A 26,175-nucleotide genomic window follows, 5' to 3' on the forward strand; every position below is an offset into this window, starting at 1 on the left:
CTGCGTACAGCGGCCGACGGCGAGGGAAAACGCAGCGACACTCAGGCCAACGCGTTGAACGCCTCGATCACCGCGTCACCCATCTCGACGGTGGAAACGCTGACCTCGCCTTCCTGCACGATATCCGCGGTGCGAAGGCCCTGGTCGAGCACGTTGCCCACCGCGGTCTCGATGCGCTCGGCAAGACCGGCTTCGTTGAGCGAATAGCGCAGCATCATGGCCACCGACAGCATCATCGCCAGCGGGTTGGCAATGTTCTGTCCGGCGATGTCAGGGGCGCTGCCGTGACAGGGCTCATACATACCCTGGCCGGTTTCGTTGAGCGAGGCCGAGGGCAGCATGCCGATGGAGCCGGTGAGCATGGCCGCGGCGTCGGACAAAATATCGCCGAACATGTTGCCGGTAACCACCACGTCGAACTGCTTGGGCGCGCGCACCAGCTGCATGGCGGCGTTATCCACGTACATGTGCGAAAGCTCGACGTCCGGATACTCCGGCGCCAGGCGCTCCATGACTTCACGCCACAGGATGGTGACTTCCAGCACGTTGGCCTTGTCCACCGAGCAGAGTTTCTTGCCACGCTTTTGGGCCATCTCGAAAGCCACGCGACCGATGCGCTCGATCTCGCTTTCCGAATAGACGTAGGTGTTGAAGCCCACGCGCTCGCCGTTCCGCTCTTCGATACCGCGAGGCTGGCCGAAGTAGATACCGCCGGTGAGCTCGCGCACGATCATGATGTCGAGCCCGGCCACCAGCTCGGCCTTCAAACTCGAGGCGCTGGCCAGCTGCGGGTACAAAAGCGCCGGGCGCAGGTTGCCGAAAAGCCCGAGGTTCTTGCGAAGCCCTAAAAGGCCCTTTTCCGGGCGCTTGGAGAGATCCTCGATCTTGTCCCACTTCGGCCCGCCAACGGCGCCAAGCAGAATGGCGCTGGCCGCTTTGGCATTCTCGAGAGTCTCGGCGGGCAGCGGCTCGCCGTGAACATCGAACGCCGAGCCACCTACCAGCGCCTCTTCGACCTCGATATCGAGCCCTGCGTCCTGACAGGCTTTTAACAAGCGCGCCGCCTGGGCAGCAATTTCCGGGCCGATACCGTCGCCGGGTAACAGAAGCACTTTCTGAGTCATTTTAAATCCTTTGCATATTCTTTGGCGTTAAGCCTGCCAGCGCGTTGCAACCCCATTGCAACGCGCTAGTGAGTATCTTGCGACGCTTGGCGGCGAGGTGAACGCTTTCAGGCGGACTGACGGAAAAGCCAGGGGCGAGCAGCCTTGTGCTTTTGCTCGAAGGCGCGAATGGCGTCTTCGTCCTGGAGCGTGATGCCGATATCGTCCAGGCCGTTTAACAGGCAGTGCTTGCGAAAAGCATCGACGTCGAAGGTGAACGTATCGCCGCCGGGGGTGAGCACGCGCTGGTTTTCCAGGTCCACGTCGAGGCGATAGCCTTCCTGCGCCTCCACTTCCTGAAACAGCTGCTCGACCTGCTCCTCCGGCAGAGTGATCAGCAAAATGCCGTTCTTGAACGCGTTGTTGTAGAAGATATCGGCGAAGCTCGGTGCGATAACCACGCGAAAGCCGAAGTCCTCCAGCGCCCAGGGAGCGTGCTCGCGGGAGCTGCCGCAGCCGAAGTTGCGCCGGGCGAGCAGCACCTGGGCGCCCTGGTAGCGCGGCTGGTTGAGCACGAAGCCGTCGTTGAGCGGGCGCTGAGAGCAGTCCTGGCCGGGCTGGCCCTCGTCGAGGTAGCGCAGCTCGTCGAACAGATTCACGCCAAAGCCGGTGCGCTTGATGGATTTGAGAAACTGCTTGGGAATGATCAAGTCGGTGTCGACGTTGGCGCGGTCCAGCGGTGCCACCAGGCCCTCGATGCGTTCGAACTTTTTCATGGCTTAGGCCTCCTGAGCGTGGTTGGCATCATTGGCGGGGAGCGTGCGTACGTCAACGAAGTGGCCGGCGATCGCGGCGGCGGCGGCCATCGCCGGGCTCACCAGGTGCGTGCGCCCGCCGTACCCCTGGCGGCCCTCGAAGTTACGGTTGGACGTCGAAGCGCAGTGCTCGCCGGCGCCGAGCTTATCGGCGTTCATAGCCAGACACATCGAGCAGCCGGGCTCACGCCACTCGAAGCCCGCGTCGATAAAGATCCTGTCGAGGCCTTCGGCTTCCGCCTGGCGCTTTACGAGCCCGGAGCCCGGCACCACCATGGCGAGCTTGATCGAGTCCGCCACTTTCTTGCCCTTGGCGACCTTCGCGGCTTCGCGGAGATCCTCGATGCGCGAGTTAGTGCAGGAGCCAATGAACACCTTGTCGAGCTTGATATCGGTGATCTTCTGGTTCGCCTGCAGGCCCATGTACTCAAGCGCCCGGGTGTGGCTGCGTTTGAGCGTCTCATCGCCGGCGGCCAGCGGGTCCGGCACCTGGCCTGTGATGCCAGTAACCATTTCAGGGCTCGTGCCCCAGCTTACCTGAGGTTCGATCTCCTCGGCTTTGAGGGTCACGACCTTGTCGAACTCGGCATCGGCATCGGAAACCAGCGCGCGCCAGTCGGCGACCGCGGCTTCCCACTGCGCTTCTGTCGGGGCGAAGGGGCGCTTGGCCAGATAATCGATGGTGGTGTCGTCGACGCCGATCAGACCCACTCGGGCGCCGGCTTCGATCGCCATGTTGCAAACGGTCATGCGCCCTTCCATCGACAGCGAACCGATGGCGCTGCCGGCGAACTCGATGGCGTAGCCGGTGCCGCCGGCGGTGCCGATCTCACCGATGATCGCCAGCACCACGTCCTTGGCGGTCACGCCAAGGCCAAGCTCGCCTTCCACGCGCACCTGCATGTTTTTCATTTTTTGCGCCAGCAGACACTGGGTCGCCAACACGTGCTCGACTTCCGAGGTGCCGATGCCGTGGGCGAGCGCGGCGAAAGCGCCGTGGGTCGCGGTATGGGAGTCGCCGCATACCACGGTCATGCCGGGAAGCGTGGCGCCCTGCTCCGGACCCACCACGTGGACGATGCCCTGGCGCGGGTCGTTGATCTTGAACTCTTCGATGCCGTACTCGCCGCAGTTGTCATCGAGTGTCTGTACCTGGATCAGCGACACCGGGTCCTCGATGCCGCTGTTGCCGGCGGCGCGCTCCTTGAGCGTGGTCGGCACGTTGTGATCCGGCGTCGCCAAATTGGCGTCCAATCGCCAAGGACGGCGCTTGGCCAGGCGCAGGCCTTCGAAGGCCTGGGGCGAGGTCACTTCATGGAGTAGCTGGCGGTCGATGTAAATGAGCGCGGTACCGTCATCGCGCTGCTTGACCAGATGCTGGTTCCAGAGTTTGTCGTAAAGGGTTTGACCTGACGTGGCGTGTTGATCTGACATGCTGCTCTCCCGGGCGGTGCCCTGCTGGTTCGGTCCGGTGCTCTTTCAAGCCGCCTCTTCGGGCGTTATGGCTTAAGCCGTTATGGCTTTGATCGTTATGAATAGCACCAGTGTTACGCGCCTCGCACATAAAAGCAATTCATGTTATTTATGCAATGAATTCCATATAGGAATAATAGCTCAGCGAGTGAGAACGCCATGGATACTCAAAGTCTGCAGGCCTTTATCGCAGTGGCCGATACACAGAGCTTTTCGCGGGCCGCCGAGCAGCTGCATCTGACCCAGCCGGCCATCAGCAAGCGCATCGCCACGCTCGAGACTCAAGTGGGCGCGCGGCTTTTCGATCGCATCGGCCGGCGCATCTCGCTGACCGAGGCGGGCCGTCTGCTGCGCCCTCGCGCGCTGCATATCATGCAATCGGTCGAGGATAGTCGCCGGGCGCTGGCCAATCTTTCCGGGCAGGTCGGCGGGACGCTGACGCTCGGCACGAGCCACCACATCGGGCTTCATCGTCTGCCACCGATTTTGAAGCACTACACCGAGTGCCACCCGGACGTGGCGCTGGACCTTCGCTTTCAGGACTCGGAGCTCGCCTACCAGGGCGTCATCGATGGCACGCTCGAAATCGCCGTGGTCACTCTGGCACCGACACCGATTGAACGTCTCGAAACAGTCGAACTCTGGCGTGACAGACTTTGCTTCGTCTGCGCGCCGGATCATCCGCTTGCGCGCCAGAAAACGCCGCTCACCCTCGACACGCTCAGCACCTTTACCTGCGTCATGCCCGGGCTCAAAACCTTCACCCATACGCTGATCGAAACGCGCTTTATCGGCGCGGGTCTTACGCTGTCCGTTGGAATGGCGACTAACTATCTAGAGACGCTCAAAATGATGTGCAGTGTCGGTCTTGGATGGAGCGTACTGCCAGAAAAAATGCTCGACGACAGTCTCGTAGAACTAAACGTCCAAACGCCGCTTATCGAGCGTCCTCTGGGCTATTTGGTTCATACCGACCGAACGCTCTCCAATGCGGCGAGACAAATGATCGAAGCCCTGATAACAAACTATCGAAAAAAGAAATGAAAACCTTCGTACTCTATAAACACAATGCATTCTTGCAAAAGAATTAGATTAAATTTCGACAAGTACGACACCACCCATCACGCCGTTCATCTTTTTTTCTTATTTCACTGTTTGTAAACTCCTATACACTAAAAGTTACATTTACTTACACAAATGTGATCACTTTAGCCTGTGCAGGATACCCCCATGCAAAGCCCTCTTCGCCGCTTTTGGCCCATTGGCCTGCTCGCAAGCCTGATGGCGGGAGCGGCTCATGCCCAAAGCACCACGGATCTCACCCGTGAAGCACTGGTTCTTGACGCACGGGAGGGCAATCTGACCTCCTCGATCAGCGGCCTCGAAACGCTCTATCGACAGACCGGCGATGAGTGGGTGCGCGCCGATTTGATCGCGCTTCTACTACGCGCCGAACGCTTCGACGAGGCGCTGGCCGTTTGCGCCGGCTGCTCTTTGGAGCAGTACCGACCCAATGAACTCGAAAACCTGGGCGGCGCGGCGCGGCGCGTGCAGGCCTATGAGCAGGCGCTGGCATTCTATCAGACGCTGGCGCGGCGCGACCCGCAAAACGGGCAAGGGTATCTGGGCCAAGCGCTGGTCAATACCGACCTGGAGCGCTACCCCCAAGCCCAAATCAACCTCGAGAACTACGAGCAGGTCGCGGGTACGACGGCACAAGGGTTGGAGGCGCGCGGCTATCTTGCCTCGCGCACGCAAAACGCCACCCAGGAGCTCGCCGCGCGCCAGTCGCTGATCGAGCGCGACCCGAACAATACAAGCGAGCTGCAGGCGATTTACCGATTGGCGGTAGGTTTGGGAGCGAGTAGCGCGGCCCGCGATCTGATGAGTCAGAATCCGGACGTCTTCAGTGCCAGCGACCGGCTTTGGCTGGCCTACTACGAAGCGGTCACCGACATTCGCTTGGGGATTCATACCGACACGCCGTCACGTACCGCAAGCGGACTCACGCAGCTCGAAACCGTGCTTGCTAACGCCGAGCTTCCCGATCAGCTCAAGACGCTGGCCGAGTACGACAAGGTAGTAGCGCTTGCCGAGCTTCGACATTTTAGTGAAGCCGAAGCGCTATCCAAACGCCTTGAGCTCCAAAACGGCACCCTGCCCGACTACGTGCTGCGCGCCCGCGCCCAGGCACTGGGCGGTCTTGGCCAACCCGATGAGGCCACCACGCTATATCGTGGGCTCATCGCGCGCTCGCCGGCAATGGCGATCAACCCGGACGACCCGCTCAACGAAGGGCTTTTCTTTAGCTACACCGATGCGCAGCGCTTCAAGGAAGCCGACCGGCTGTTACAGAGCTGGCTAACTCAGGAGCCGGAGTATCGCTGGGACTTTACCCGCACCACGCAACTTCCCAACGCCAACTACCAAAAGGTGCTGCTGCTCGAGGTGCTGCTGACGGCCTGGCGCGGTCGGATGGGGGAAGCAAGCGAGCGGCTGGCGGCCTATCAGGACCAGGCGCCTGGCGACCCCTACCTGACGATCACCCAAGGCGATCTCGAGCGTATTCGAGGCTTGCCGCGCCAAGCCGAGGCCACTTACCAAAGCGCCGAGCCCATGCTTGCGCCGGATCAGCGCTATCAGGCCGAGCACGGCGTGCTGTTGGCACGGCTTCAGCGCGGCCAGTGGGCCGGAACGACAGAGGCAATCGCCCGTGAGGTGGCCCAGGCCCGCCCCAGCCCGTCCCGCGATGAGCTGGCTCGCGAGTGGCGCGAAGCCCGTGCCCCGCAGCTAAGCGCCACGTTTACTCGTAGTAGCGGCGAAGGCGTGAGCACCCAGGCCTCCAAAGAGTGGCGCTCTGAAGTGCGCCTGGACGGCCCGCGCAATGCTCAAGGGTCGCGCCCGTTCATCACTCAAACCAATCAGTACGGCGAGTTCGACGACCAGGATCTGCGTGCAGCCACCACCGTTGCAGGCTACGAGCTCAATTTGCACCCGGTAACGGTCGTGCTGTCGGCAGGCCACGGCGCTCAGCTGGGCAATGACTTCCTGGCCCAGGCCGAGCTCAGATACGCCGTTAGCGATCACGTGACGGCCACCGTCGCGGCGGAGCACAACACCATCGATACCCCGCTTCGCGCCCTCAACGACGGCGTTAGCGCCGACCGCTACCGCGGCGAAATCGCCCTTTACCGTGACGAGCGTGGCGCTGGAGCGCTTGGCGTCTCGGCGGTGGATTTCGATGACGGCAACCTGCGCCGCTCGGCCTACGGCTACTGGCGCGAGACGCTTTATCATCTGGACCGCTGGCAGGTGAACGGCGAGGCCCAAATCGCGGCGTCGGCCAACGACGAGGTCGAGGCGAGCTACTTCAACCCCGAGCGTGACGCGAACCTGGCCGGCGTCCTGTCGGTTAACTATGAAATCCCGCTGGACTACCGCCAAAGCTTCATTCAAACGCTGTCGCTCGGCGCCGGACGCTACTGGCAAAAAGCGTTCGATGACGAGAACACCTGGTCGATCGGCTACGGCCATCGCTTCGAGCTCGCACCGAGCTTCAGTCTCGAATACGGCATCACCCGCGAGCGCGCGGTGTATGACGGCATTCCGGAATACGACAACACCTTCACCGCTGGCTTTATCTGGAGATTCTTGTAATGCACTGGCGCACGCTCATTACCGGACTGGTGTTGCTCTTGTTGAGCGTTCAGGCTCACGCCGAACGCACCCCTGACGATTTCGTTGTCATCAGCTATCACGACGTGGTCGACCGTCAGGTCACGCCGAATCTGCCGATCTACCCCCAGACCATCACCCGCGCCCGGCTGGTCGAGCACTTCAACTTGATCGATGCCGAAGGCTATCAGCCGGTCAGCTTCCAGCAGATCCTCGATGCTCGTAACGGCGGCGAACCGCTGCCAGACAAGGCGGTGCTGCTTACTTTCGATGACGGTTACTCAAGCTTTTACGACATCGTCTTTCCGCTGTTGAAACTCTACGGCTTCCCCGCCGTGCAGGCCGTGGTGGGCAGCTGGCTCGACGTGCCCGCCGGCGGCCAGGTGCCCTACGGCAGTATCACCCTGCCCCGCAGCCGCTTTTTGAGTTGGGACCAAGTGCGCGAGCTCGACGAGTCGCCGCTGGTCGAGATCGCCTCGCACACCTTCGATCTTCACCAGGGCGTGATTGGCAACCCCCAAGGAAACGAACAAGGTGCGGCGGTCACCACAATCTGGAACCGTCAGACCGGATACGAAAGCGAAGCCGCCTATACCGCGCGCATTCGCGAAGACATGGCCCGCACCCATGAGCAGTTCGAAGAGCACTTGGAGCGCGAGCCGCGCATGATGGTTTGGCCCTACGGCGCCTACAGCCAGGCGTCTCTTGATCTGGCCGCCGAGGTGGGCATGCGCTACACCTTCAGCCTTTTGAGCTCGCCCAACCGCTCCGGCGAGTCGCTTGCAAGCATTCACCGCTACCTGATCGATCAGGAGACCAGCCTGGAAACCCTGGGCGAGATTCTCGCCAACAACGTGTGGGAGAAAGAGTCCCTGCGCATCGTACATGTGGATCTGGACTACGTTTTTGATCCGGACCCGGCTCAGCAGGAGCAAAACCTGGATCGCTTGATTCAGCGTATCTACAGCTACGGTATCACCACGGTTTACCTCCAGGCTTTCGCCGACCCGGACGGTGACGGCGTCGCCAACGAGCTTTACTTTCCCAACCGCCATCTGCCGGTACGTGCCGATCTGTTCAACCGCGTGTCCTGGCAGCTCAAAAAGCGCGCCGGTGTGAAAGTGTACGCCTGGATGCCGGTACTCTCCTTTGACCTCGGTGACGACCATCGCTACGTTCTCAACGACCGTACCGGGGGCGAGGCGCCGGAGCACTACCGCAGGCTTACCCCTTTCGATGCCGACAACCGTCGCATCATCAACGAGATTTACGAAGATCTGGGGCGCATGACCAAGTTCGACGGCGTGCTCTTCCACGACGACGCTTTCCTGACCGACCACGAAGACGCAAGTCCGGCAGCGCTTAGCGCCTATCAAAACGCCGGCCTGCCCGGTGACATCGACGCGCTCCAGCAGGACGCTTTGATAACCCGCTGGACCGACTTCAAGGAGCAGTACCTGGCGGACTTCACCCAGGATCTTTTTAACTCGGCCAACTACTACCGCCAGTCGGACAACAAGGCGTTCACCAGCTCGCGCAACATTTACGCGACCACGATCATGAACCCGGAAAGCCAGCAGTGGTTTTCGCAAAGCCCCGAGGGCTTCGCTCGCGCCTACGACTACGTGGCGGTCATGGCGATGCCCTACATGGAAGAGGCGGACGACGACCCTGACGGCTGGCTAAGAGAGCTTGCACGGCGATCGCTTGCAAGCGTTAGCGCCCAGCAGTTGGTGTTCGAGCTTCAAACCCAGGATTGGCGTACCCAGACACCGATCCCGAGTGAAGAGATCGCCGAGTGGATCCGCATTCTACGAGAGGAAGGTATCCAACACATTGGCTACTACCCGGACGATTTCCATGAGAACCATCCCAACATCGACGTGATTAGACCGTACTTTTCCCAGGGCCAACGCTTTAGAAAACTGCCATGAACCTACTCGACCTTTTAGCGACGTTTACGCTTGGCTATCCAAGCGTCATGGCCACCATCTGGATATGCGGCGGCGTTTATTTCTACCTGCACTGGGAGCGCAAGCAGCCAAAGACAACCCCGTTTCAGTTCGACCCAACAGCGCCGGCGGTGACGGTACTGCTGCCCTGCTACAACGAGGGCTTGAACGTCGACGAGACGGTGCAGCACCTGTTCAAGCAGAACTACCCGAACATGGACGTCGTGGCGATCAACGACGGTAGCCGCGACGATACGCTGGCTCGCCTGCAGGCGCTCGCCGCGCGCTACCCCAAACTGACGGTGCTGGATCAGCTCAACCAGGGCAAGGCCAGCGCCATGAACAACGGACTGGCTCACGCCAGCGGCGACATCATCGTGGGTATCGATGGCGACGCGATTCTCGATTACGACGCCGTTGGCTTCATGGTCAGCCACTTCGTCGCAAGCCCTCGGGTGAGCGGCGTCACCGGCAACCCCCGGGTGAGAACCCGCTCGACGGCAATCGGCAAGATTCAAACCGGCGAGTTCTCGGCGATCATCGGCTTGATCAAACGCGCCCAGCGCATCTACGGCATGGTGTTCACCATCTCTGGCGTTATCTGCGCGTTTCGCCGCCAAGCGATCGAGAAGATCGGCGGCTGGAGCACCGACATGATTACCGAGGACATCGACGTCAGCTGGCGTCTTCAGCTCGACGGCGGCCAGGTACGCTACGAGCCCCGCGCCATGTGCTGGGTGCTGATGCCGGAAACCCTGCGTGGGCTTTTCAAGCAACGCCTGCGCTGGGCCCAGGGCGGTGGCGAAGTGTTTCTGCGCTACTTCACCCAGACCATGCGCTGGAAGAACCGCCGCTTCTGGATTTTGATGCTCGAATACATCGTCAGTGTCGTGTGGTGCTACTCGGTGCTTGCACTGATCGTTGCATGGTTGGTCGGCAAGGCGCTGACGCCGGGTGAATGGCCGGTGACCGGCAGCGTGCTCTCCTACTTCAGCAGCATCCTGATCTTCATCAGCTTCATTCAGTTTTCGGTGAGTTTTTACATCGATAGCCGCTACGACCGCGACATTCTCAAATGCGTTTACTGGAGCATCTGGTACCCCTTCGCGTACTGGATCCTCAACCTGGTCACCGTGATCATCGCCTTCCCCAAAGCGATGACGCGCCAAAAAGGACGGCTAGCCACCTGGCAAAGCCCCGACAGAGGAGAGCCCTTCAATGAGCAACAAGCTGATGCCCGTGATCATCGATAACCCTTGCCAAAAATGCTGGCAGTATCGCACGCGCGATACCGTGATGGCGCTGGCAACGCTCGGCTTGTGGCTGGTGGTGCTTTCAAGGCTGCATACGTTCTACACCGTTGAGGACGCCATCATCGAACAGCTCTACAGCTCGACGATGCTTAAGCTGCTGGCGGTGGGCTTCATCGTCACGTTTTTGACCTTTCACTTTTGGGCGATGTACAACCGCTACCTCTACAAAAATCTTCTACGTCGCGCCGAGCGCGCCGCGGCTACCCCGTTAATCGAGAATGAGTATGCCGCGCCCTTCTCGACCGATCTGGGCACGATCTTTAAGCCGGAGAAGGAAGCGGTTCGCTAATCGTTTTCAAAAAAGTACTACGTAAAACGTCCGGGTCGACTTGCATCGTCCGGGCGTTTTTCTTTAGGGCCATTGCCAACGCTCCGTTGATCGGGAGAACGTACCGCTTTCAAGCGTTTTACCCAGGCGCCCCCTCCAGACAGTGAGTTAACGAAACAGGTTACGTCCGCGCTTTTTGCGCCGATAAAAACCGGACACCAAAAACGCAAGCCCCAGCCCCGTCAACATGCTAATCCCTTTGGCCGCGGCTCCCCCCATTGGGCTATCGTGCCAAAGGGCGTGGCCCATAAAGTCAAGCATCGCGGCCGTGATCAGCACCCCGGCAAGTATCAGCGCCTGCCAAGGCACCCACACCTCGCAAGGCCTCTGGCGCTTTCCTCGCGCCAGCCCCCAGCCGGCGGCCAGCGCGATCGTGCCGAGCCCGGTCAACAGGGCGAAGAATATGGCAAGGTTCAGCGCCCCGTCCGAAAGCGGCTTGCCCAGCTCACCGATAAGCGCATAGCCCATCAGCAGACCCAGTAAAAGCGTGATCAGCCCCACCAGCGCAATGATCGCGCCGGCTATTCGTTGAGCTGAGCTCAAACGTTGCGGGCGAAACGTGTTCACAAGAACGCCCTCATTGATGGAGCTTCCCGGCCCCGAGAAAACCATCCTGAAAAGCGACCAACCCTTGCATCTTCTCGCTTGCCTCAGGCGTGAGTGGCAAAAAGCTCTTCGCCGGTCAGGTCGTGGGTTCGTTCACAAAACGAGTAGAACGCCGGCTTCTGGTCGATGAAGACCTGGCTTTTGAGCCGCCATGCGGCGCCGTCCTGTAAAAGCCCAACCGGAACCAGATACTCGCCGGACTCATTGAGGCGAAAGAACAGGTGCGTACCGCAGCCGTTGCAGAAGCCGCGCTGCGCCCACTCGGAAGAAGCGAACGTCGAGATCCGCTCTTCCCCTTTGAAATCGACGTGGGTACCGCAGCTGGCCACCATCAGCGGCCCCCCGCTCCACTGACGGCACGTAGCGCAGTGGCACACGTCGACGTTCAGGCTTTCCGGACAGGCGGTGATGCTAACGGCGCCGCAAACGCAGCGGCCCTGATGCTCTGACAATGTTTCCATGAAACTCTCCCTTCGTTGTTATTGAAAAATTGCTGTTAAAACAGCCAGCCGTTACCGACACTCGATGGTACGCAAGTTTCTTAACGATAATCAAAGGATAGCCGTTAAACGCGGGCGCCACCTTTTTGCCAAGCGGCAGACCGCGCTGGTCTTTACAGGCCGATTTGATTAGCCTGCGAGTCACGTTTTAAAGGAGTCTTCATGGACAGAACCACCGCGCGGCGGCGCTTGGCAGGAACGCTGGCGCTTTCGGGTTTGGCGGCGCAAATCGCCGGCTTCACGCCCTGGATCGATACCCATCCGCTGGTGAGCTACCTGCTGTGGGCGGCGGTGGTGCTGCTATGGAACGATATTCCACGCCGCTCGCGGATTCAGGCGGGCGTGCTGATCGCGGCGGGCGCTTCGATGCTTTTGGTCGCCCACCTGGTGTATGACGCACCCATTGATTGGCCGCACGTGCTCGAAGGCAACGTATTCGTGGTCGCGATGCTGATCGGCGTGAGCTTTATTTCGCTGGTGGGGCGCCAGGGCAACCGGCCCGCGGCGGGCAAGCGGCTCACCGGCAGCGGGGGCGTACTGCGCACTTGGCTTGGGGTGCATTTTCTCGGTACGATTTTGAATCTCTCAACGATTTTCATGGTGGGCGACCGGATCGCGCGGCGTGCGCCGCTCACCGCGCCTCAGTTTCTGGCACTGAACCGCGGTCTATCGAGCGCTGCACTTTGGTCGCCATTTTTCGCCTCGATGGGCGTGGTGATCGCCTTGGCACCGGCGGTCGAGTATAGCCAGATCGCGCTGGTGGGCTTTCCGATTGCGATGCTCTCCGGGGTAATCACTACCATCGAGCTTAATCGGCGCTTCGATTTGCGCGAGGTCGATGGGTTCTCGCTGTCGCCTAAAAGCCTGTTCATGCCGCTGGGCATGGCCCTGGGCGTCATGCTGTTTCACTTCGTGCTAACGCCGGCACTTTCGATCGTCAGCATTATTACCTTTCTGATTCCCGCGGTGGCGGTGGTGGCGAATCTACGCGAAGGGTCGGTATTCACGGCCAGGCGGATTCGCCAGCACGCTTTCAATCGCTTACCCGCGATGCGCGGCGAGCTTTCACTATTTCTGGCGGCGGGGCTTTTGACCATTGGGCTTTCGACGCTGGTCAGCGCAGCGGCGGGTGAGGACTGGACGCTTTTCCAGCACTTCGGGATCGTTCAGGCGATGGTCAGTTTCGCTGCCATTACGATAAGCGCACTGATCGGGCTTCACCCGATCATCGGCGTGTCGATACTGGCCTCGGTATTGAATCTCGACGCCAACGAGCAGACGCTGTTCGCCTTCGTGGCGCTCAGCGGCTGGGCGGTAGGCACCAGTGTCGGGCCGCTTTCCGGCATCAATCTGTCGCTTCAGGGGCGTTACGGGATCAGCGGCTATCAGATGATGCGCGATAACCTGACGTACGCGGCGGTCATGAGCCTGCTTTCGCTTGCGGCGATCGCAGGCATTGGAGCATCAGGACACTGAGCCAGGCTTTCGAGCCGAGTATCAGGTTTCGACGATTTTCGTGGGGAAACGGTAGAAGTAGCGGTGGCCGCACTGGTGGCAAGGTTCGATACGCGAGACGCGCTCGAGCATCACTTGGGTGTCACAGTGCACGCAGGCCATGAGCCCGGGCGCGGCCATTTCGCCTTCGCAGTAGTCCGCCCGGGCGGCTTCCAGGTCATCCTCGAAGCGCTCGCGCTCGACCACGCTGCGATCGGCGATGGATAGAAGCGATTCCACCACTCGCCGCGATAGGGTATCGACGTCGATCCCCAGCCACTGGGCCACCTGCTTGCCGGAGTCCGCCATGTAGTTGCGCATGTCTTTCAAGTCGCGCTCGACCCAGGCGCGCAACAGCGCCAGCTCGTCCTTGGTGTACTCCTCGAACTCGGCTTCGAAAGCGACGGCGTCGTCCAGATCCTTTTGCAGGTTCGTCCAGGTTAATTCGCCCGCGCCATTTTTCATGCGCTCTAAAAGACGCTCGTAGCCTTCGCGTAAACGGTGGTCGTTATCTCGTTCCATGGATGTTCTCCTTTCTTGGTACCGCTTTAAATACCGCGCTCGACTGCCTGGCCGCTATCGCCGGCTAACCGTTCAAGGTTACACCAGCATAGGATACAATCGGCACTACTGATCTGACAGCCGTCATTCTCATTCATACCGCGCCCGAGTCGGGCGAACTACGCCAAGGCATTGAAAAAACCGATGGATGCACATTATAGCCCTCGCGAGATCGAACGTGACGCCCAGCAGTACTGGGACAAGAACCAGTGCTTCAAGGCGGTAGAAGACGCCAATCGCGAAAAGTTCTACTGTCTTTCCATGTTCCCCTACCCTAGCGGTAAGCTCCACATGGGCCATGTGCGCAACTACACCATTGGCGATGTGGTCTCGCGCTTTCATCGGATGCAGGGCAAAAACGTCATGCAGCCCATGGGCTGGGACGCCTTCGGCATGCCGGCGGAAAACGCCGCCATTCAAAACCAGGTACCGCCGGGTGAATGGACCTACCAGAATATCGATTATATGCGCACCCAGCTCAAGGCGCTTGGGTTTGCCTACGACTGGAGCCGCGAATTCGCCACCTGCGACTCGAGCTACTACCGCTGGGAGCAGTGGTTCTTTGGCAAGCTGATCGAAAAGGGCCTGGTCTACAAGAAGATGTCCACGGTCAACTGGGACCCGGTCGATCAAACGGTGCTGGCCAACGAGCAGGTGATCGAAGGCCGCGGCTGGCGCTCCGGGGCGCTCGTCGAGCGTAAGGAAATTCCGCTGTGGTTTTTGAAGATCACCGACTACGCCGACGAACTGCTGGCGGATTTGGACAAGGTCGAATGGCCCGAGCAGGTCAAGACCATGCAGCGCAACTGGATCGGCAAGTCCAGGGGCGTCGAGCTTAGCTTCGATATCGAAGCCCAGGGCGGCGAGGCGTGTGAGCCGCTGTCGGTTTACACCACCCGCCCGGACACGCTGATGGGCGTGACCTACGTGGCAGTTGCCGCCGGCCACCCGCTTGCCAAAGCGGCCGCCGCAAACAACGCGGAGCTTGCGACGTTTTGCGAGGAGTGCGCCAAAGGCGGCACCTCGGAAGCCGAGATGGCAACCAAGGAGAAGCTCGGCATGGCCACCGGCCACCAGGCCGTGCACCCGATCACCGGCGAGCGCGTACCAGTTTTCGTTGCCAACTTCGTGCTCATGGAGTTCGGTACCGGCGCGGTCATGGCCGTACCGGCCCACGACCAGCGCGACTGGGAGTTTGCCACTAAATACGGTGTCGAGATCAAGCCGGTGATTGCCGATGAAAACGGCAACACCCCGGATCTAAGCCAGCAAGCCTTTGTCGAGCACGGCACGCTGATCAACTCCGGCGAGTTCGACGGGCTCGAATTCGAGGCCGCTTTTGACGCGATTGCCGGCAAACTTGCCGAGCTTGGCCGCGGCGAGACCAAAACCAACTTCCGTATTCGCGACTGGGGCGTGGCCCGCCAGCGCTACTGGGGCGCGCCGATTCCGGTCAAGTACGGCCCTGAAGGCCAGACCGTGGCGCTTACCGACGATGAGCTACCCGTCGAGCTTCCCATGGAGGTCACCGTCGACGCTTCGGGCTCGCCGCTCAAGAAAATGCCGGAATTTTATGACCTGGGCGATGGCTGGACGCGGGAAACCGACACCTTCGACACCTTCATGGAGTCCTCCTGGTACTTCGCCCGCTTCGCCTGTGCCGATAACCATGAGGCGATGCTCGACGAGCGCGCCAACTACTGGCTGCCGGTGGATCTCTACATTGGCGGCATCGAACACGCGATTTTGCACCTGCTTTACGCGCGCTTCTTCCACAAACTGATGCGCGATTTCGGTTTGGTCGAGAGTGATGAGCCGTTCCAGCAGCTTCTGACCCAAGGCATGGTGATCGCCGAGACCTACTACCGCACGCTCGATAACGGCGGCAAGCAGTGGTTCAACCCGGCGGACGTCGAGGTGACGCGCGACGACAAGGGCCGCCCGATCAGCGCGGTGCTGATGAGCGACGGCGAGCCGGTCGAGATGGGCGGCATCGAGAAGATGTCCAAGTCGAAAAACAACGGCGTCGACCCGCAGTCGATGATCGACCGCTTCGGCGCCGACACGGTGCGTCTGTTCATGATGTTCGCCGCCCCGCCAGAGCAGTCACTCGAGTGGTCCGACTCCGGCGTCGAAGGCGCGCACCGCTTTTTGAAGCGCATCTGGCGCCAGGTCAGCGAGCACTTGGAGTCCGGCGAGCCCCAGCCGCTCGATAAGGGCTCGCTCAATGACGACGAGAAAGCCCTGCGGCGTAAGATCCACGAGACAATCAAAAAGGCGAGCGACGATATCGGCCGGCGCACCACCTTCAACACCGCCATCGCCGCGGTGATGGAGCTTTCCAACGCCGTCGGCAAGTTCGATGCAACCGCAGGCCAAGGCTTGGCCGTGGCGCGCGAAGCGCTCGAGGCCTGCGTGCTGATTCTCTCGCCGATCACCCCGCACCTGTGCCATACGCTCTGGCAGGCGCTGGGCCACCAGGAGCCGGCGATCGAGGCGACCTGGCCCGCGGTGGACGAAGCGGCGCTGACCCGCGACAGTCTCGAGCTCGTGGTGCAGGTCAACGGCAAATTGCGCGCCCGTCTCGAGGTACCGGCGGATGCGGATAAAGCCTCCATCGAGCGTCTGGCGATGGAGAATGACAACGTACAGCGCCACCTCGAGGGCCAAACGGTGCGCAAAGTCATCGTGGTCCCGGGTAAGCTGGTCAACATCGTGGTGGGCGGATGAGCACACTTTATACGCGCCGACGTTTACTCGCTTTGGGGGGCGTCGCCGCGTCGGCGGCGCTACTGGCAGGCTGCGGCTTTCGGCTGCGCCGTGAAGGCACATTGACCAGCCTGCCGCCACTGAGTCTTGAAGGCGATACGTCCACATCGCTTGCCCGCGAGCTCGAAACCCTGCTCATCCGTCAGGGCACCGACGTGGCCCGCGACGCCCCCTGGCGGGTCACCCTGGGCACACCGGTGGTCGAGAACCGGGCGCTGGGAAGCGAAGGCCGCGCCAACCGCGACCACGAGCTGACCATGCGCGTGACGCTTTCGGTGCAGCGGCGTGAAAACGGCGCCTACGCGCTCAATAACCATAGCGTCTCGACGGCCACGCGCCTTCGCATCAACGAGGACGATCTTTTGAACCGCGAATTGCTGCTGGACGAGGCGAAACAAACGCTATCGCGTCAGCTTGCCCAGCGCATTGTCGAGCGCCTGGCGACGCTCGAGGCGACGCCTTGAAGGTCTTTGCCGACCAGCTTGGCGGCCAGCTCGCCAAAAAATTGCCTCGGGCGGTGATCGTCGCCGGCGACGAGCCGCTTCAGCACCGTGACGCTTGCGACGCGGTGCGTTTGGCTGCGCGCGCCGCAGGTATCGAAGAGCGCGAAGTGCTTGATGTCGAGCCCAACTTTGCCTGGGGGCGGCTTCTAGAAACCGCCAGCAACCTGTCGCTGTTCGCCACCAGCAAGCTTTTGGAGCTGCGCCTTGGCCATCAGAAGCTCGGCCAGGAGGGCGCGAAGGCGCTCGCCCAGTACGCCGAGCTGATGGAGCAAAGCGACGATATCCTGCTGATCAGCATGGGCAAGCTCGACGCCAAACAGCAGAAAAGCGCCTGGTTCAAGGCGCTCGACAAGCACGGCCTGTTCGTACCGGTGTGGCCGGTGGACGCCTCCCGGCTTGGCTATTGGCTGCGTGACCGCGCCGGGCTTCACGGCGTGCAGATCGATTTGGACGCCGCGCGCCTTCTTGGCGAGCGCACCGAGGGTAACTTGCTCGCCGCCGACCAGGAGCTTCAAAAGCTCGCGCTGATCCACCCGCCGAATACGCGGCTCAATGTAGATAGCATCGCCGTAGGCGTCGAGGATAGCGCCCGCTTCGATGTCTTCAACTTGGCCGATGCGTGTCTAAAAGGCGAGCCTCAGCGCGTCTCCCGTATCGTTACCGGGCTCAAAAGCGAAGGCGTAGAAGCGCCTATCGTGCTTTGGGCACTGACCCGTGAGCTTCGAACGCTTTTATCACTGCACCAGCACTTGGATCAGGGACAAAGTTTCGAGCACGCCTGCAAAACGCAAAAGCCGATGATTTTCGACAAGCGCCGCCCAGCCTATCAAAAGGCGATTAGCCGCCTGCCGATGAAACGTCTGCACAAGCTTCTGCTGATGGCCCAACGGCTGGATCTTGCAGTCAAGGGTGCCAGTGGCGTGCCTCTGTGGCCGGGCCTTCACGATTTGGCGATGACGATGGGCGGCGCGAAAGGTATACTCGCCGAAACCCCGTGGACCTACCGCATTGGGGTTTAGTCCGCCGCCTGCGCGTGACGCTTTCACACCGAACATCATTAAAAAAAGCGCTCAACGCTACTGTTAAAGGATCGAAGAACATGAAAACCCTGCGTGCTACGCTGTCTGCCCTGCTGATTCTGGCGCTGGTTGTCACCAGCCTTCCGGTCATGGCCTCCGTCGACGCCTCTGACCGCGCCCTGATCTCCACGCAGTCGGTGCTCGCCAGCGACGAAGCCGGCGCCGAGCGTCAGCGTATCAGCGACGTGCTCGCCCGCGCCGATGTCCAGCAGGCTCTTGTAAGCCAGGGCGTCGATCCGGTCGAGGTTCAGGCCCGCGTGGCCGCGCTTAGCGACAGCGAAGCTAAAGAGATGGCTCAGCGTTTGGACGAGCTTCCTGCCGGCGCCAGCGGCGTGGTCGGCGCGCTGTTTGCCGTGTTCATCATCCTGTTGATCACCGATATTCTCGGCCTCACCGACGTCTATCCGTTCACGCGCTAAGCCTCTAATGCAACGTCTTGCTTACTACGCCCGCACTGCGGGCGTTTTTGTACTCGCTCTTTGGCTCGCTGGCTGCGCGAGAAGCCCGGTGCTGCTCGAAAGTACGTATCAAAACATCACGCCCCGCATCGAGCTTGTCGATGTGCCCTTCTTTGCCCAGAGCGACTACCAGTGCGGCCCGGCGAGTCTGGCCATGGTGCTCAACCACCAGGGCGTTGACATACGCATGGAGACACTGATTCGCGAGGTGTATTTGCCTGGCCGCGAAGGCAGCCTTCAGCCGGAAATGCTCGCCAGCGTCCGCCGTCACGACTTGATCCCCTATGTGATCCGCCCGACCCTGGATGCGCTACTGCGCCACCTGGACGCGAATGAGCCGGTAGTGGTGATGCAGAACCTGGCGCTTCCTGTTTACCCGCTGTGGCACTACGCGGTCGCGATCGGCTATGACCTGTCCAACGAGCGGATGCTTCTGCGAAGCGGTGAACTCGAGCGTCATTCGCTCGCTTTCAGCCGTTTCGACGCGACCTGGGCGCGCAGCGAGCGCTGGGGATTCGTGGTCAAGGCGCCGGGAGAGCTGCCCGTCGATGTCTCGGCGCGCGGCGCGCTGAACGCCATTAGCGCGTTCGAGGCACTCAATGGCGCGGGTGCGGCGCTTCCCAGCTGGCAGGCGCTGGTCGAGCGCTATCCTGAAAGTGGCCTAGCCTGGTTCGCGCTGGGTAACGCCTTTTACGCCGAAGGCGAATCGGGCAGCGCCCGGCACGCGTTTGATGCCGCCACCCGCGCCGACCCGGAGCTGGGCGCGGCGTGGCTAAATCTCGGGCTGCTGTTGGCGCTCGATAACGAAAGCCAGGCCTCACAAGCGGCGCTGCGCCGCGCCGCGCGGTTGGAGGGCCCTTGGCAGGCGCGGGCCAGCGAGCTGTTGAACGACTGACGCCGCCACCCACCAAAACGAAAAAGGGCCCAGCGGGCCCTTTTCGATAACAGGCGTTTAATCAAAACACCCGATTCAATCCGTTTTGCGCCGCCACCCGATAGGCTTCAGCCATGGTCGGGTAGTTAAAGGTCGTGCTCACGAAGTAGCGCAGCGTATTCGCCTCGCCGTCCTGTTGCATGATCGCCTGACCGATGTGAAGAATTTCCGAGGCCTGGTCACCGAAGCAGTGAATGCCAAGAATCTCCAGCGTATCCTGATGGAACAAAATCTTGAGCATGCCGACGGTATCGCCGGTAATCTGCGCCCGGGCGGTGTCCTTGAAAAACGCCTTGCCCACTTCGTAGGGCACCTTCGCCTCGGTCAGCTCGCGCTCGTTGGGTCCAAAGGAGCTGATTTCAGGGATGGTGTAAATGCCGGTCGGAATATCGGTGACGAAGCGATACTCCTTGTCGAGCAGCTCGTTACTCGAGTTCAGGCCCTGATCGTAGGCGGCACTGGCCAGGCTCGGCCAGCCGATTACATCCCCGGCGGCGTGAATATGCGGAAGCTCGGTGCGGTAGTGGTCGTCCACACTGAGCTGGCCGCGGCCGTTGGGTTGTAGCCCGATATTCTCGAGGCCCAGCGAGTCGGTATTACCGGTGCGCCCGTTGGCCCACAAGAACGCGTCGGCGCGAATCTTCTTGCCAGATTTCAGGTACACTACGACGCCGGACTCGTCGGGCTCGACCCGGTCGTACTCCTCGTTATGACGAATCAGCACGCCGTGCTTTCGCAGATGGTACGACAGCGCATCGCTGATCTCGTCGTCCAAAAACGACAGCAAACTATCGCGACTGTTGATCAGGTCGACCTTGATACCGAGCCCGGAGAAGATCGACGCGTACTCGCAGCCAATGACGCCGGCGCCGAAAATCACCATGGTGCGCGGCGTGTGCGCCATGGCAAGAATAGTGTCGGAGCAGTAGATGCGCGGATGGCTAAAGTCGATGTCACCCGGGCGATACGGGCGCGAGCCGGTCGCGATCACGAACTTCTTCGCCACCAGTTCCTCGACGCCTTCCTGTCGGTCGCGCACGATGAGCGTGTGCTCATCCTTGAAGCGCGCGGTGCCGTGAATCAGGTCGATGCGGTTACGCGCGTAAAAGGTGGTACGCATTTCGACCTGTTTATCGATGGTATCGCGGGAGCGCTCCATGACGCGTGGGTAGGAGAACATGCGCGGCTCGCCGATGTCGCGAAACATGCGGTTAGTATTGAACGCCATGATCTGCTTGACCTGATGACGCAGCGCCTTGGAGGGGATGGTCCCCCAGTGGGTGCAGTTTCCGCCAACTTGGGGCTGCTTTTCGATGATGGCCACGCGCTGATCGTTCTTTGCCGCGTTGATGGCCGCGCTCTCACCTGCGGGGCCCGTCCCGATCACCACGACATCGTAATTGTGAACCGCCATACCGTCTGCGTCTCCTCGATCCCATTGTCGCGCACGCTAACACGTGTGCGATCATATCTCTTGCGTATCGCTTAGCGCCGCGTAGCGTCGTAGCCAAGATCCGCGCCGCGGCTCTCGTCGCTTGCACGACGTAAGCTACCGCGCTTGCGGTTCTCTTCCTCGCAAACCTTGTCCTTTCCGCCGCAAATATCGCAGCCGTCCTTCATGCCGATCTGATTCAAGCCACCGCAGGAGCCTGCAATGGGCTTGCGCCCAACCAGCACGCCAACCGCCATCGCGGTCATGATCAGCGCCATGAAACCAAATACCAGTAGCCAAATAGCCATTGAAACCTCCTGGGACGTTACCTGCTCTCGAGACAGTTGCGATAAGCAAAAGTGCCTCGAGGGCTTTAGTTCGTCGTTACTCAAGGTGTACGGCCTCATTATACCGTAAATGCGGGGTATGATCAGGCGGTAGGCCTTTTACTGACACTTGGTTGAACCTAGCTGATAGAAGCGGGCGTGTAGACGGTACAAAATGAGCGGGGCCGGCCCATGGCCAGCCCCGCTCTGCGTACATCGACTTATTAACCGCCGAAGTCGTCCAGCATGATGTTCTCAGGCTCGACGCCCATATCGAGCAGAAGCTTGATAACCGAGGCGTTCATCATGGGCGGACCGCACATGTAGTACTCGCAGTCCTCCGGCGCCGGGTGATCCTTCAGGTACTCTTCGTAGAGCACGTTATGAATGAAGCCCGTTGCCCCTTCCCAGTTATCTTCCGGTAGCGGATCGGAAAGCGCCAGGTGCCATTCGAAGTTCGGGAACTCCTCGGCCAGCTGATCGTACTCCTCGTTGTAGAACGTTTCGCGCCAGGAGCGCGCGCCGTACCAAAACGAAATTTTACGATCGGTCTTCAAACGCTTCAGCTGATCGAAGATATGGCTGCGCATCGGCGCCATGCCGGCACCGCCGCCGATGAAAATCATTTCGGCGTCGGTGTCCTTGGCAAAGAACTCACCAAACGGCCCCATGACTTCCACCTTATCGCCCTCTTTTAAGCTGAAGACGTAGGTCGACATCAAGCCCGGCGGGTGGTCCGATTTGGGCGGCGGCGTCGCGATACGGATGTTGAACTTGAGAAGGCCTTTCTCTTCCGGGTAGTTCGCCATCGAGTAGGCGCGGATGACCTCTTCGTTGTTCTTGTGCCGAACGTCGAACAGATTGAACTGCTCCCAGTCGCCGCGATACTCCTCTTCGATATCGAAATCCGAGAACTTGATATCGTAAGGCGGAGCCACCAACTGCACGTAGCCACCGGCGCGGAAGGCTACTTCTTCGCCTTCGGGAAGCTTCAGGTTCAGCTCCTTGATGAAGGTCGCAACGTTGGGGTTCGCGGTGACTTCGCACTCCCACTTCTTGACGCCGAACACTTCCTCGGGTACTTCGATCTTCATGTCCTGCTTGACCGGCACCTGGCAGGACAAACGCCAGCCTTCCTTCTTCTCGCGCATGGTGAAGTGCGACTCTTCGGTCGGCAGAATCGAGCCACCGCCCTCTTCCACGCGACATTTGCACTGCGCGCAGGAGCCGCCGCCGCCACAGGCGGAAGAGAGGAAAATGCCGTTGGCCGCCAGAGTGTTCAAAAGCTTGCCGCCGGCCTGGGTCTTCAGGGTGTTCTCGGGGTCGTCGTTGACTTCAATCGTCACGTCCCCGCTACTCACGAGCTTGCTGCGCGCTGCCAGAATGATCGCCGTCAAGCTGATGACGATGACCGTGAACATGACAACACCGAGCAAGATGATGGATGTATCAACCATGTCGGTTTCCTATTGCTGAGGGTGACCTCGACGACGAGGCGCCGCCGAGGTCACCGGCCGATTAAAGCTGAATGCCTGAGAAGGACATGAAGCCCAGGGACATCAAGCCAACGGTGATGAACGTAATACCCAGACCCTGCAGGCCGCCGGGAACGTCGCTGTACTTCAGCTTTTCGCGGATACCCGCAAGCGCGGCGATCGCCAACGCCCAGCCGGTACCGGCGCCGAAGCCATACACCACGGCCTCACCGAAGTTGTAGTTACGCTCGACCATGAACAGGACGCCACCGAGGATGGCGCAGTTTACGGTAATCAGCGGCAGGAAAACGCCCAGCGCGTTGTAGAGCGACGGTACGTACTTGTCCAGAAACATCTCCATGATCTGAACCAGTGCGGCGATGACGCCAATATAAGAGAGCAGACCCAAAAACGACAGGTCGATGTTCTCGGCACCGCTAATACCGGTCCAGGTCAGCGCGCCTTCCTGAAGCAGGTAGGTGTAGACCAGATTGTTGACCGGCACGGTGACGGTCAGTACGACGATGACCGCAATACCCAGACCAATGGCCGAGGAGACCTTCTTCGAAACCGCCAAAAACGTACACATGCCCAAAAAGAAAGCGAGTGCCATGTTTTCGACGAACACCGAAGCGACGAAAAGGCTTAGATAGTGTTCCATGTTACACGGCCTCCTTCGGCTTGGTGTTTTCCTTCATCTTGAACTCGTTCTCCTCGACCTGCTCCGGGTTGATCGAGCGCAGTACCCAGATCAAAAGACCGATGATGAAGAACGCGGACGGCGGCAGCAGCAGCAAGCCGTTACCGATATACCAGCCCCCATCTTGTACGGTCGGCAACACGGTGAAACCGAACACGCTGCCAGCACCCAGAAGCTCGCGGAAGAAACCCACGACCATCAGCACGAAGCCGTAACCCAAGCCATTACCAATACCGTCGAGAAACGACATGCCCGGCGTGTTGGACATGGCGAAGCCTTCGGCGCGGCCCATCACGATGCAGTTGGTGATGATCAGACCAACGAACACCGAGAGCTGCTTGGACATCTCGTAGGCGTAGGCTTTGAGGATCTGATCGACCACGATGACCAGCGACGCGATGATCGTCATCTGCACGATGATCCGGATCGCGGAGGGGATGTGATTACGAATCAGCGAGACGAACAGATTCGAAAGCGAGGTAACGAAGATAACCGCCAACGCCATGACCAGCGATACGCTCATGCTGGTAGTGACCGCCAGCGCCGAGCAGATCCCCAGAATTTGCAGTGCGATGGGGTTGTTCTGGAATATGGGCGCGGTCAACACGCCCTTTGCATTTACATCCGCCATGATCAAGCCCCCTCAACGTCGTTGAAGTTGGTGTCGGTATCTTCGGCGTCATCTGGCTCGGCGTTTTCACGAAAACGCGCCAGATACGGGCCAAAGCCCTCTTCGCTGAGCCAGAATTGCAGCATGTTGGTCACGCCGTTACTGGTTAGCGTGGCGCCGGACAGCGCATCCACTTCGTACTCGCTGCTGGCGCCGCCCTTGGTCAGGTGGATCTCCGGCGACAGGTCACCCTCGTCGTCATAGATCTTTTTACCTTCCCACTGGGCCTGCCAGCGCGGGTTGTTCACTTCCGCGCCGAGCCCGGGCGTTTCGCTGTGCTCGTAGTAGGTGATACTCACGATGGTGTTGCCGTCGCCTTCCACGGACAAAAAGCCGCGCATACGGCCCCACAGGCCCTGGCCGCGAATCGGCAGCACGATCTGCTCAGGGCTGTCGGGATCACCTACAAGATAGACGGTCGAATAGTTTTCGACCCGCGAAAGACCGGCGATGTCACGATCACCAGAGAGCGTGCGGCCAGTGGCCGGGTCACGCGAGGCTTCGAAACCGTCGTACTCGTCGGCGTCATACTTATCGGTGTACTCACCGGTTTCGAGCTCGACGACGCGCCCGGTGATCTGCTCGTTGAATGCCTCTTCGACATCCATCCCCGGCTCGTAAAGCTTGGCCACGTTGAGGATGTTGGTTTTACGGTCGAGCTCCTGGTTGAGCTGCTGGGTGGGGCGAAGCGCCACCGCGGCCGTCGACACGATCACCGAACAGACGATACATAGCGAAAACGCCACGATCAGAATTTTCTTGATGGAGTTATTACCTTGTGCCATTAGGCAGTCTCCTCGGCCGGTGCACCGACGCGCTTCTTGCGCCGTTTGACATTGGCCTGGACGAAGAAGTAATCGATCAAGGGTGCGAACAGGTTAGAGAACAGGATCGCCAGCATGATGCCTTCCGGAAAGGCCGGGTTCACCACGCGGATCAATACCGTCATTACACCGATCAGTGCACCAAAGACCAAGCGGCCCTGGTTGGTCATCGAAGCCGATACCGGATCGGTCGCCATGAACACCATGCCGAAAGCGAAGCCGCCGATGACCAGATGCCAGTACCAGGGCATGGCGAACATCGGGTTGGAGTCAGAGCCGATCAGGTTGAACAGCGTGCTGGTGATCACCATGCCGAGGAACACCCCGAGCATGATTCGCCAGTTCGCGATCTTGGTCCAGAGCAGCACCGCTGCGCCGATAAATATCGCAAGCGTCGATACCTCGCCCACCGACCCCGGGATGAAGCCAAGGAAGGCGTCCGTCCAGCTGAAGGTGTTGGCAAGCGTATCCATACCGTCCTGATACGCCATGGAGAGCGCGGTCGCACCGGTATAGCCGTCGGCGGCGACCCAAACGCTGTCACCGGAGATCTGCGCCGGGTAGGCGAAGTACAAAAACGCACGGCCGGTCAGCGCCGGGTTGAGGAAGTTCTTGCCCGTACCGCCGAAGATCTCCTTACCGATGACGACGCCGAAGGTGATACCCAGCGCCACCTGCCAAAGCGGGATGGTGGCCGGCAAAATCAAGGCGTAGAGCACTGAGGTCACGAAGAAGCCTTCGTTCACCTCGTGGCCGCGCTTGATCGCGAACAGCACTTCCCAGAAACCGCCCACGGCGAACGTTACGAGATAAATCGGCAAAAAGTAGGTCGCGCCGAGCACGAAGTTCGCCCAGAAACTGCCCGGGTCGTGACCGCCGGCCACCGCCATCATGATCGCTTCGCGCCAGCCGCCCATGGAAGCGTAGCCTGCATCGATGGCCACGTTGGCCTGCCAGCCGGCGTTCCACATGCCAAAGAACATGGCCGGGAACGTACACATCCAAACGGTGATCATGATCCGCTTGAGATCGATACCGTCGCGGATATGAGCGGTGGTCTTGGCCACGCTCGGCGGCGAATAGAAAATGGTGTCGACCGCTTCATAAAGCGGGTAGAACTTCTCGTATTTGCCGCCCTTGTGGAAGTGCGGCTCGAGCGTGTCGAGTGTCTGTCGAATACCCATA

24 protein-coding genes are annotated in these 26,175 nt (G+C 60.3%); 11 read left to right on the forward strand and 13 right to left on the reverse strand.

Translation table 11 applies throughout. The features are described 5' to 3' along the window. Positions 1-41 precede the first annotated feature (41 nt). The 3 genes from leuB to leuC all read right to left on the reverse strand — a co-directional run bounded on the left by leuB (position 42) and on the right by leuC (position 3,352). Positions 42-1,124 (reverse strand): 3-isopropylmalate dehydrogenase, encoded by a 1,083-nt coding sequence (leuB, locus tag MQW23_RS16275; protein ID WP_252109258.1) that lies wholly within the window; start codon positions 1,122-1,124, stop codon positions 42-44. 107 nt (positions 1,125-1,231) lie between these two features. Continuing rightward, a complete protein-coding gene (leuD, locus tag MQW23_RS16280; protein WP_252109259.1) occupies positions 1,232-1,879 on the reverse strand; it encodes a 3-isopropylmalate dehydratase small subunit in 648 nt (215 codons plus the stop codon). Positions 1,880-1,882: 3 nt separating this feature from the next. Beyond that, a complete protein-coding gene (gene leuC, locus MQW23_RS16285) occupies positions 1,883-3,352 on the reverse strand; it encodes a 3-isopropylmalate dehydratase large subunit (protein WP_252109260.1) in 1,470 nt (489 codons plus the stop codon). Positions 3,353-3,550: 198 nt separating this feature from the next. Here leuC and MQW23_RS16290 point away from each other — a divergent pair, with 198 nt between their 5' ends. The 5 genes from MQW23_RS16290 to MQW23_RS16310 all read left to right on the forward strand — a co-directional run bounded on the left by MQW23_RS16290 (position 3,551) and on the right by MQW23_RS16310 (position 10,620). Beyond that, positions 3,551-4,435 (forward strand): LysR family transcriptional regulator, encoded by an 885-nt coding sequence (locus tag MQW23_RS16290; RefSeq protein ID WP_252109261.1) that lies wholly within the window; start codon positions 3,551-3,553, stop codon positions 4,433-4,435. 186 nt (positions 4,436-4,621) lie between these two features. Then, a complete protein-coding gene (pgaA, locus tag MQW23_RS16295; RefSeq protein WP_252109262.1) occupies positions 4,622-7,048 on the forward strand; it encodes a poly-beta-1,6 N-acetyl-D-glucosamine export porin PgaA in 2,427 nt (808 codons plus the stop codon). Next, positions 7,048-9,000, forward strand: coding sequence for a poly-beta-1,6-N-acetyl-D-glucosamine N-deacetylase PgaB (pgaB, locus tag MQW23_RS16300; RefSeq protein WP_252109263.1), 1,953 nt, complete (start codon positions 7,048-7,050; stop codon positions 8,998-9,000). Before pgaA ends, pgaB begins: the two co-directional genes overlap by 1 nt. After that, on the forward strand, positions 8,997-10,271 hold the full coding sequence (gene pgaC, locus MQW23_RS16305) for a poly-beta-1,6-N-acetyl-D-glucosamine synthase (RefSeq protein ID WP_252109264.1): 1,275 nt from the start codon (positions 8,997-8,999) through the stop codon (positions 10,269-10,271). The genes pgaB and pgaC overlap by 4 nt, the downstream gene beginning before the upstream one ends. Then, a complete protein-coding gene (locus MQW23_RS16310; RefSeq protein WP_252109265.1) occupies positions 10,237-10,620 on the forward strand; it encodes a PgaD family protein in 384 nt (127 codons plus the stop codon). Before pgaC ends, MQW23_RS16310 begins: the two co-directional genes overlap by 35 nt. A gap of 147 nt (positions 10,621-10,767) precedes the next feature. Here MQW23_RS16310 and MQW23_RS16315 read toward each other — a convergent pair whose 3' ends face one another. After that, a complete protein-coding gene (locus tag MQW23_RS16315) occupies positions 10,768-11,226 on the reverse strand; it encodes a hypothetical protein (protein ID WP_252109266.1) in 459 nt (152 codons plus the stop codon). Positions 11,227-11,309: 83 nt separating this feature from the next. Then, complete coding sequence (locus MQW23_RS16320) at positions 11,310-11,726, reverse strand: GFA family protein (RefSeq protein WP_252109267.1); 417 nt, start codon at positions 11,724-11,726, stop codon at positions 11,310-11,312. Positions 11,727-11,927: 201 nt separating this feature from the next. On the opposite strand from MQW23_RS16320, the gene MQW23_RS16325 reads away from it, so the two are divergent. Beyond that, positions 11,928-13,241, forward strand: coding sequence for a hypothetical protein (locus MQW23_RS16325; protein ID WP_252109268.1), 1,314 nt, complete (start codon positions 11,928-11,930; stop codon positions 13,239-13,241). 21 nt (positions 13,242-13,262) lie between these two features. Here MQW23_RS16325 and MQW23_RS16330 read toward each other — a convergent pair whose 3' ends face one another. Continuing rightward, complete coding sequence (locus MQW23_RS16330) at positions 13,263-13,781, reverse strand: zinc ribbon-containing protein (protein ID WP_252109269.1); 519 nt, start codon at positions 13,779-13,781, stop codon at positions 13,263-13,265. A gap of 183 nt (positions 13,782-13,964) precedes the next feature. On the opposite strand from MQW23_RS16330, the gene leuS reads away from it, so the two are divergent. The 5 genes from leuS to MQW23_RS16355 all read left to right on the forward strand — a co-directional run bounded on the left by leuS (position 13,965) and on the right by MQW23_RS16355 (position 19,524). After that, positions 13,965-16,550 carry a leucine--tRNA ligase gene (leuS, locus tag MQW23_RS16335; RefSeq protein ID WP_252109270.1) on the forward strand — a complete coding sequence of 862 codons (2,586 nt, stop codon included), beginning with the start codon at positions 13,965-13,967 and terminating at the stop codon, positions 16,548-16,550. Continuing rightward, positions 16,547-17,053, forward strand: a complete 507-nt coding sequence (locus tag MQW23_RS16340) for an LPS-assembly lipoprotein LptE (protein WP_252109271.1) — start codon at positions 16,547-16,549, stop codon at positions 17,051-17,053. Before leuS ends, MQW23_RS16340 begins: the two co-directional genes overlap by 4 nt. Then, positions 17,050-18,111, forward strand: coding sequence for a DNA polymerase III subunit delta (holA, locus tag MQW23_RS16345; protein ID WP_252109272.1), 1,062 nt, complete (start codon positions 17,050-17,052; stop codon positions 18,109-18,111). Before MQW23_RS16340 ends, holA begins: the two co-directional genes overlap by 4 nt. Before the next feature lie 80 nt (positions 18,112-18,191). After that, positions 18,192-18,590, forward strand: coding sequence for a PA2779 family protein (locus MQW23_RS16350; RefSeq protein ID WP_252109273.1), 399 nt, complete (start codon positions 18,192-18,194; stop codon positions 18,588-18,590). A gap of 7 nt (positions 18,591-18,597) precedes the next feature. Then, positions 18,598-19,524 carry a PA2778 family cysteine peptidase gene (locus MQW23_RS16355; protein ID WP_252109274.1) on the forward strand — a complete coding sequence of 309 codons (927 nt, stop codon included), beginning with the start codon at positions 18,598-18,600 and terminating at the stop codon, positions 19,522-19,524. A 61-nt stretch (positions 19,525-19,585) separates the two neighbouring features. Here MQW23_RS16355 and sthA read toward each other — a convergent pair whose 3' ends face one another. From sthA to MQW23_RS16390, 7 genes are all read right to left on the reverse strand, one after another. Next, complete coding sequence (sthA, locus tag MQW23_RS16360) at positions 19,586-20,977, reverse strand: Si-specific NAD(P)(+) transhydrogenase (RefSeq protein WP_252109275.1); 1,392 nt, start codon at positions 20,975-20,977, stop codon at positions 19,586-19,588. 71 nt (positions 20,978-21,048) lie between these two features. Then, complete coding sequence (nqrM, locus tag MQW23_RS16365) at positions 21,049-21,303, reverse strand: (Na+)-NQR maturation NqrM (RefSeq protein ID WP_252109276.1); 255 nt, start codon at positions 21,301-21,303, stop codon at positions 21,049-21,051. A gap of 242 nt (positions 21,304-21,545) precedes the next feature. After that, positions 21,546-22,778: an NADH:ubiquinone reductase (Na(+)-transporting) subunit F gene (nqrF, locus tag MQW23_RS16370; protein WP_252109277.1), complete on the reverse strand. Its 1,233-nt coding sequence runs from the start codon at positions 22,776-22,778 to the stop codon at positions 21,546-21,548. Between the two features lie 61 nt (positions 22,779-22,839). Further along, the gene (gene nqrE / locus MQW23_RS16375) at positions 22,840-23,457 is read right to left on the reverse strand and encodes an NADH:ubiquinone reductase (Na(+)-transporting) subunit E (protein ID WP_252109278.1); all 618 of its coding nucleotides are present in this window, start codon (positions 23,455-23,457) and stop codon (positions 22,840-22,842) included. A 1-nt stretch (position 23,458) separates the two neighbouring features. Further along, positions 23,459-24,127 (reverse strand): NADH:ubiquinone reductase (Na(+)-transporting) subunit D, encoded by a 669-nt coding sequence (locus tag MQW23_RS16380; RefSeq protein WP_252109279.1) that lies wholly within the window; start codon positions 24,125-24,127, stop codon positions 23,459-23,461. Positions 24,128-24,129: 2 nt separating this feature from the next. Beyond that, positions 24,130-24,951, reverse strand: coding sequence for a Na(+)-translocating NADH-quinone reductase subunit C (locus MQW23_RS16385; RefSeq protein ID WP_252109280.1), 822 nt, complete (start codon positions 24,949-24,951; stop codon positions 24,130-24,132). Beyond that, complete coding sequence (locus MQW23_RS16390; protein WP_252109281.1) at positions 24,951-26,174, reverse strand: NADH:ubiquinone reductase (Na(+)-transporting) subunit B; 1,224 nt, start codon at positions 26,172-26,174, stop codon at positions 24,951-24,953. The genes MQW23_RS16385 and MQW23_RS16390 overlap by 1 nt, the downstream gene beginning before the upstream one ends. Position 26,175 lies beyond the last annotated feature (1 nt).

Source organism: Halomonas sp. S3-1-1, from assembly GCF_023757625.1.
Lineage (GTDB): Bacteria > Pseudomonadota > Gammaproteobacteria > Pseudomonadales > Halomonadaceae > Vreelandella.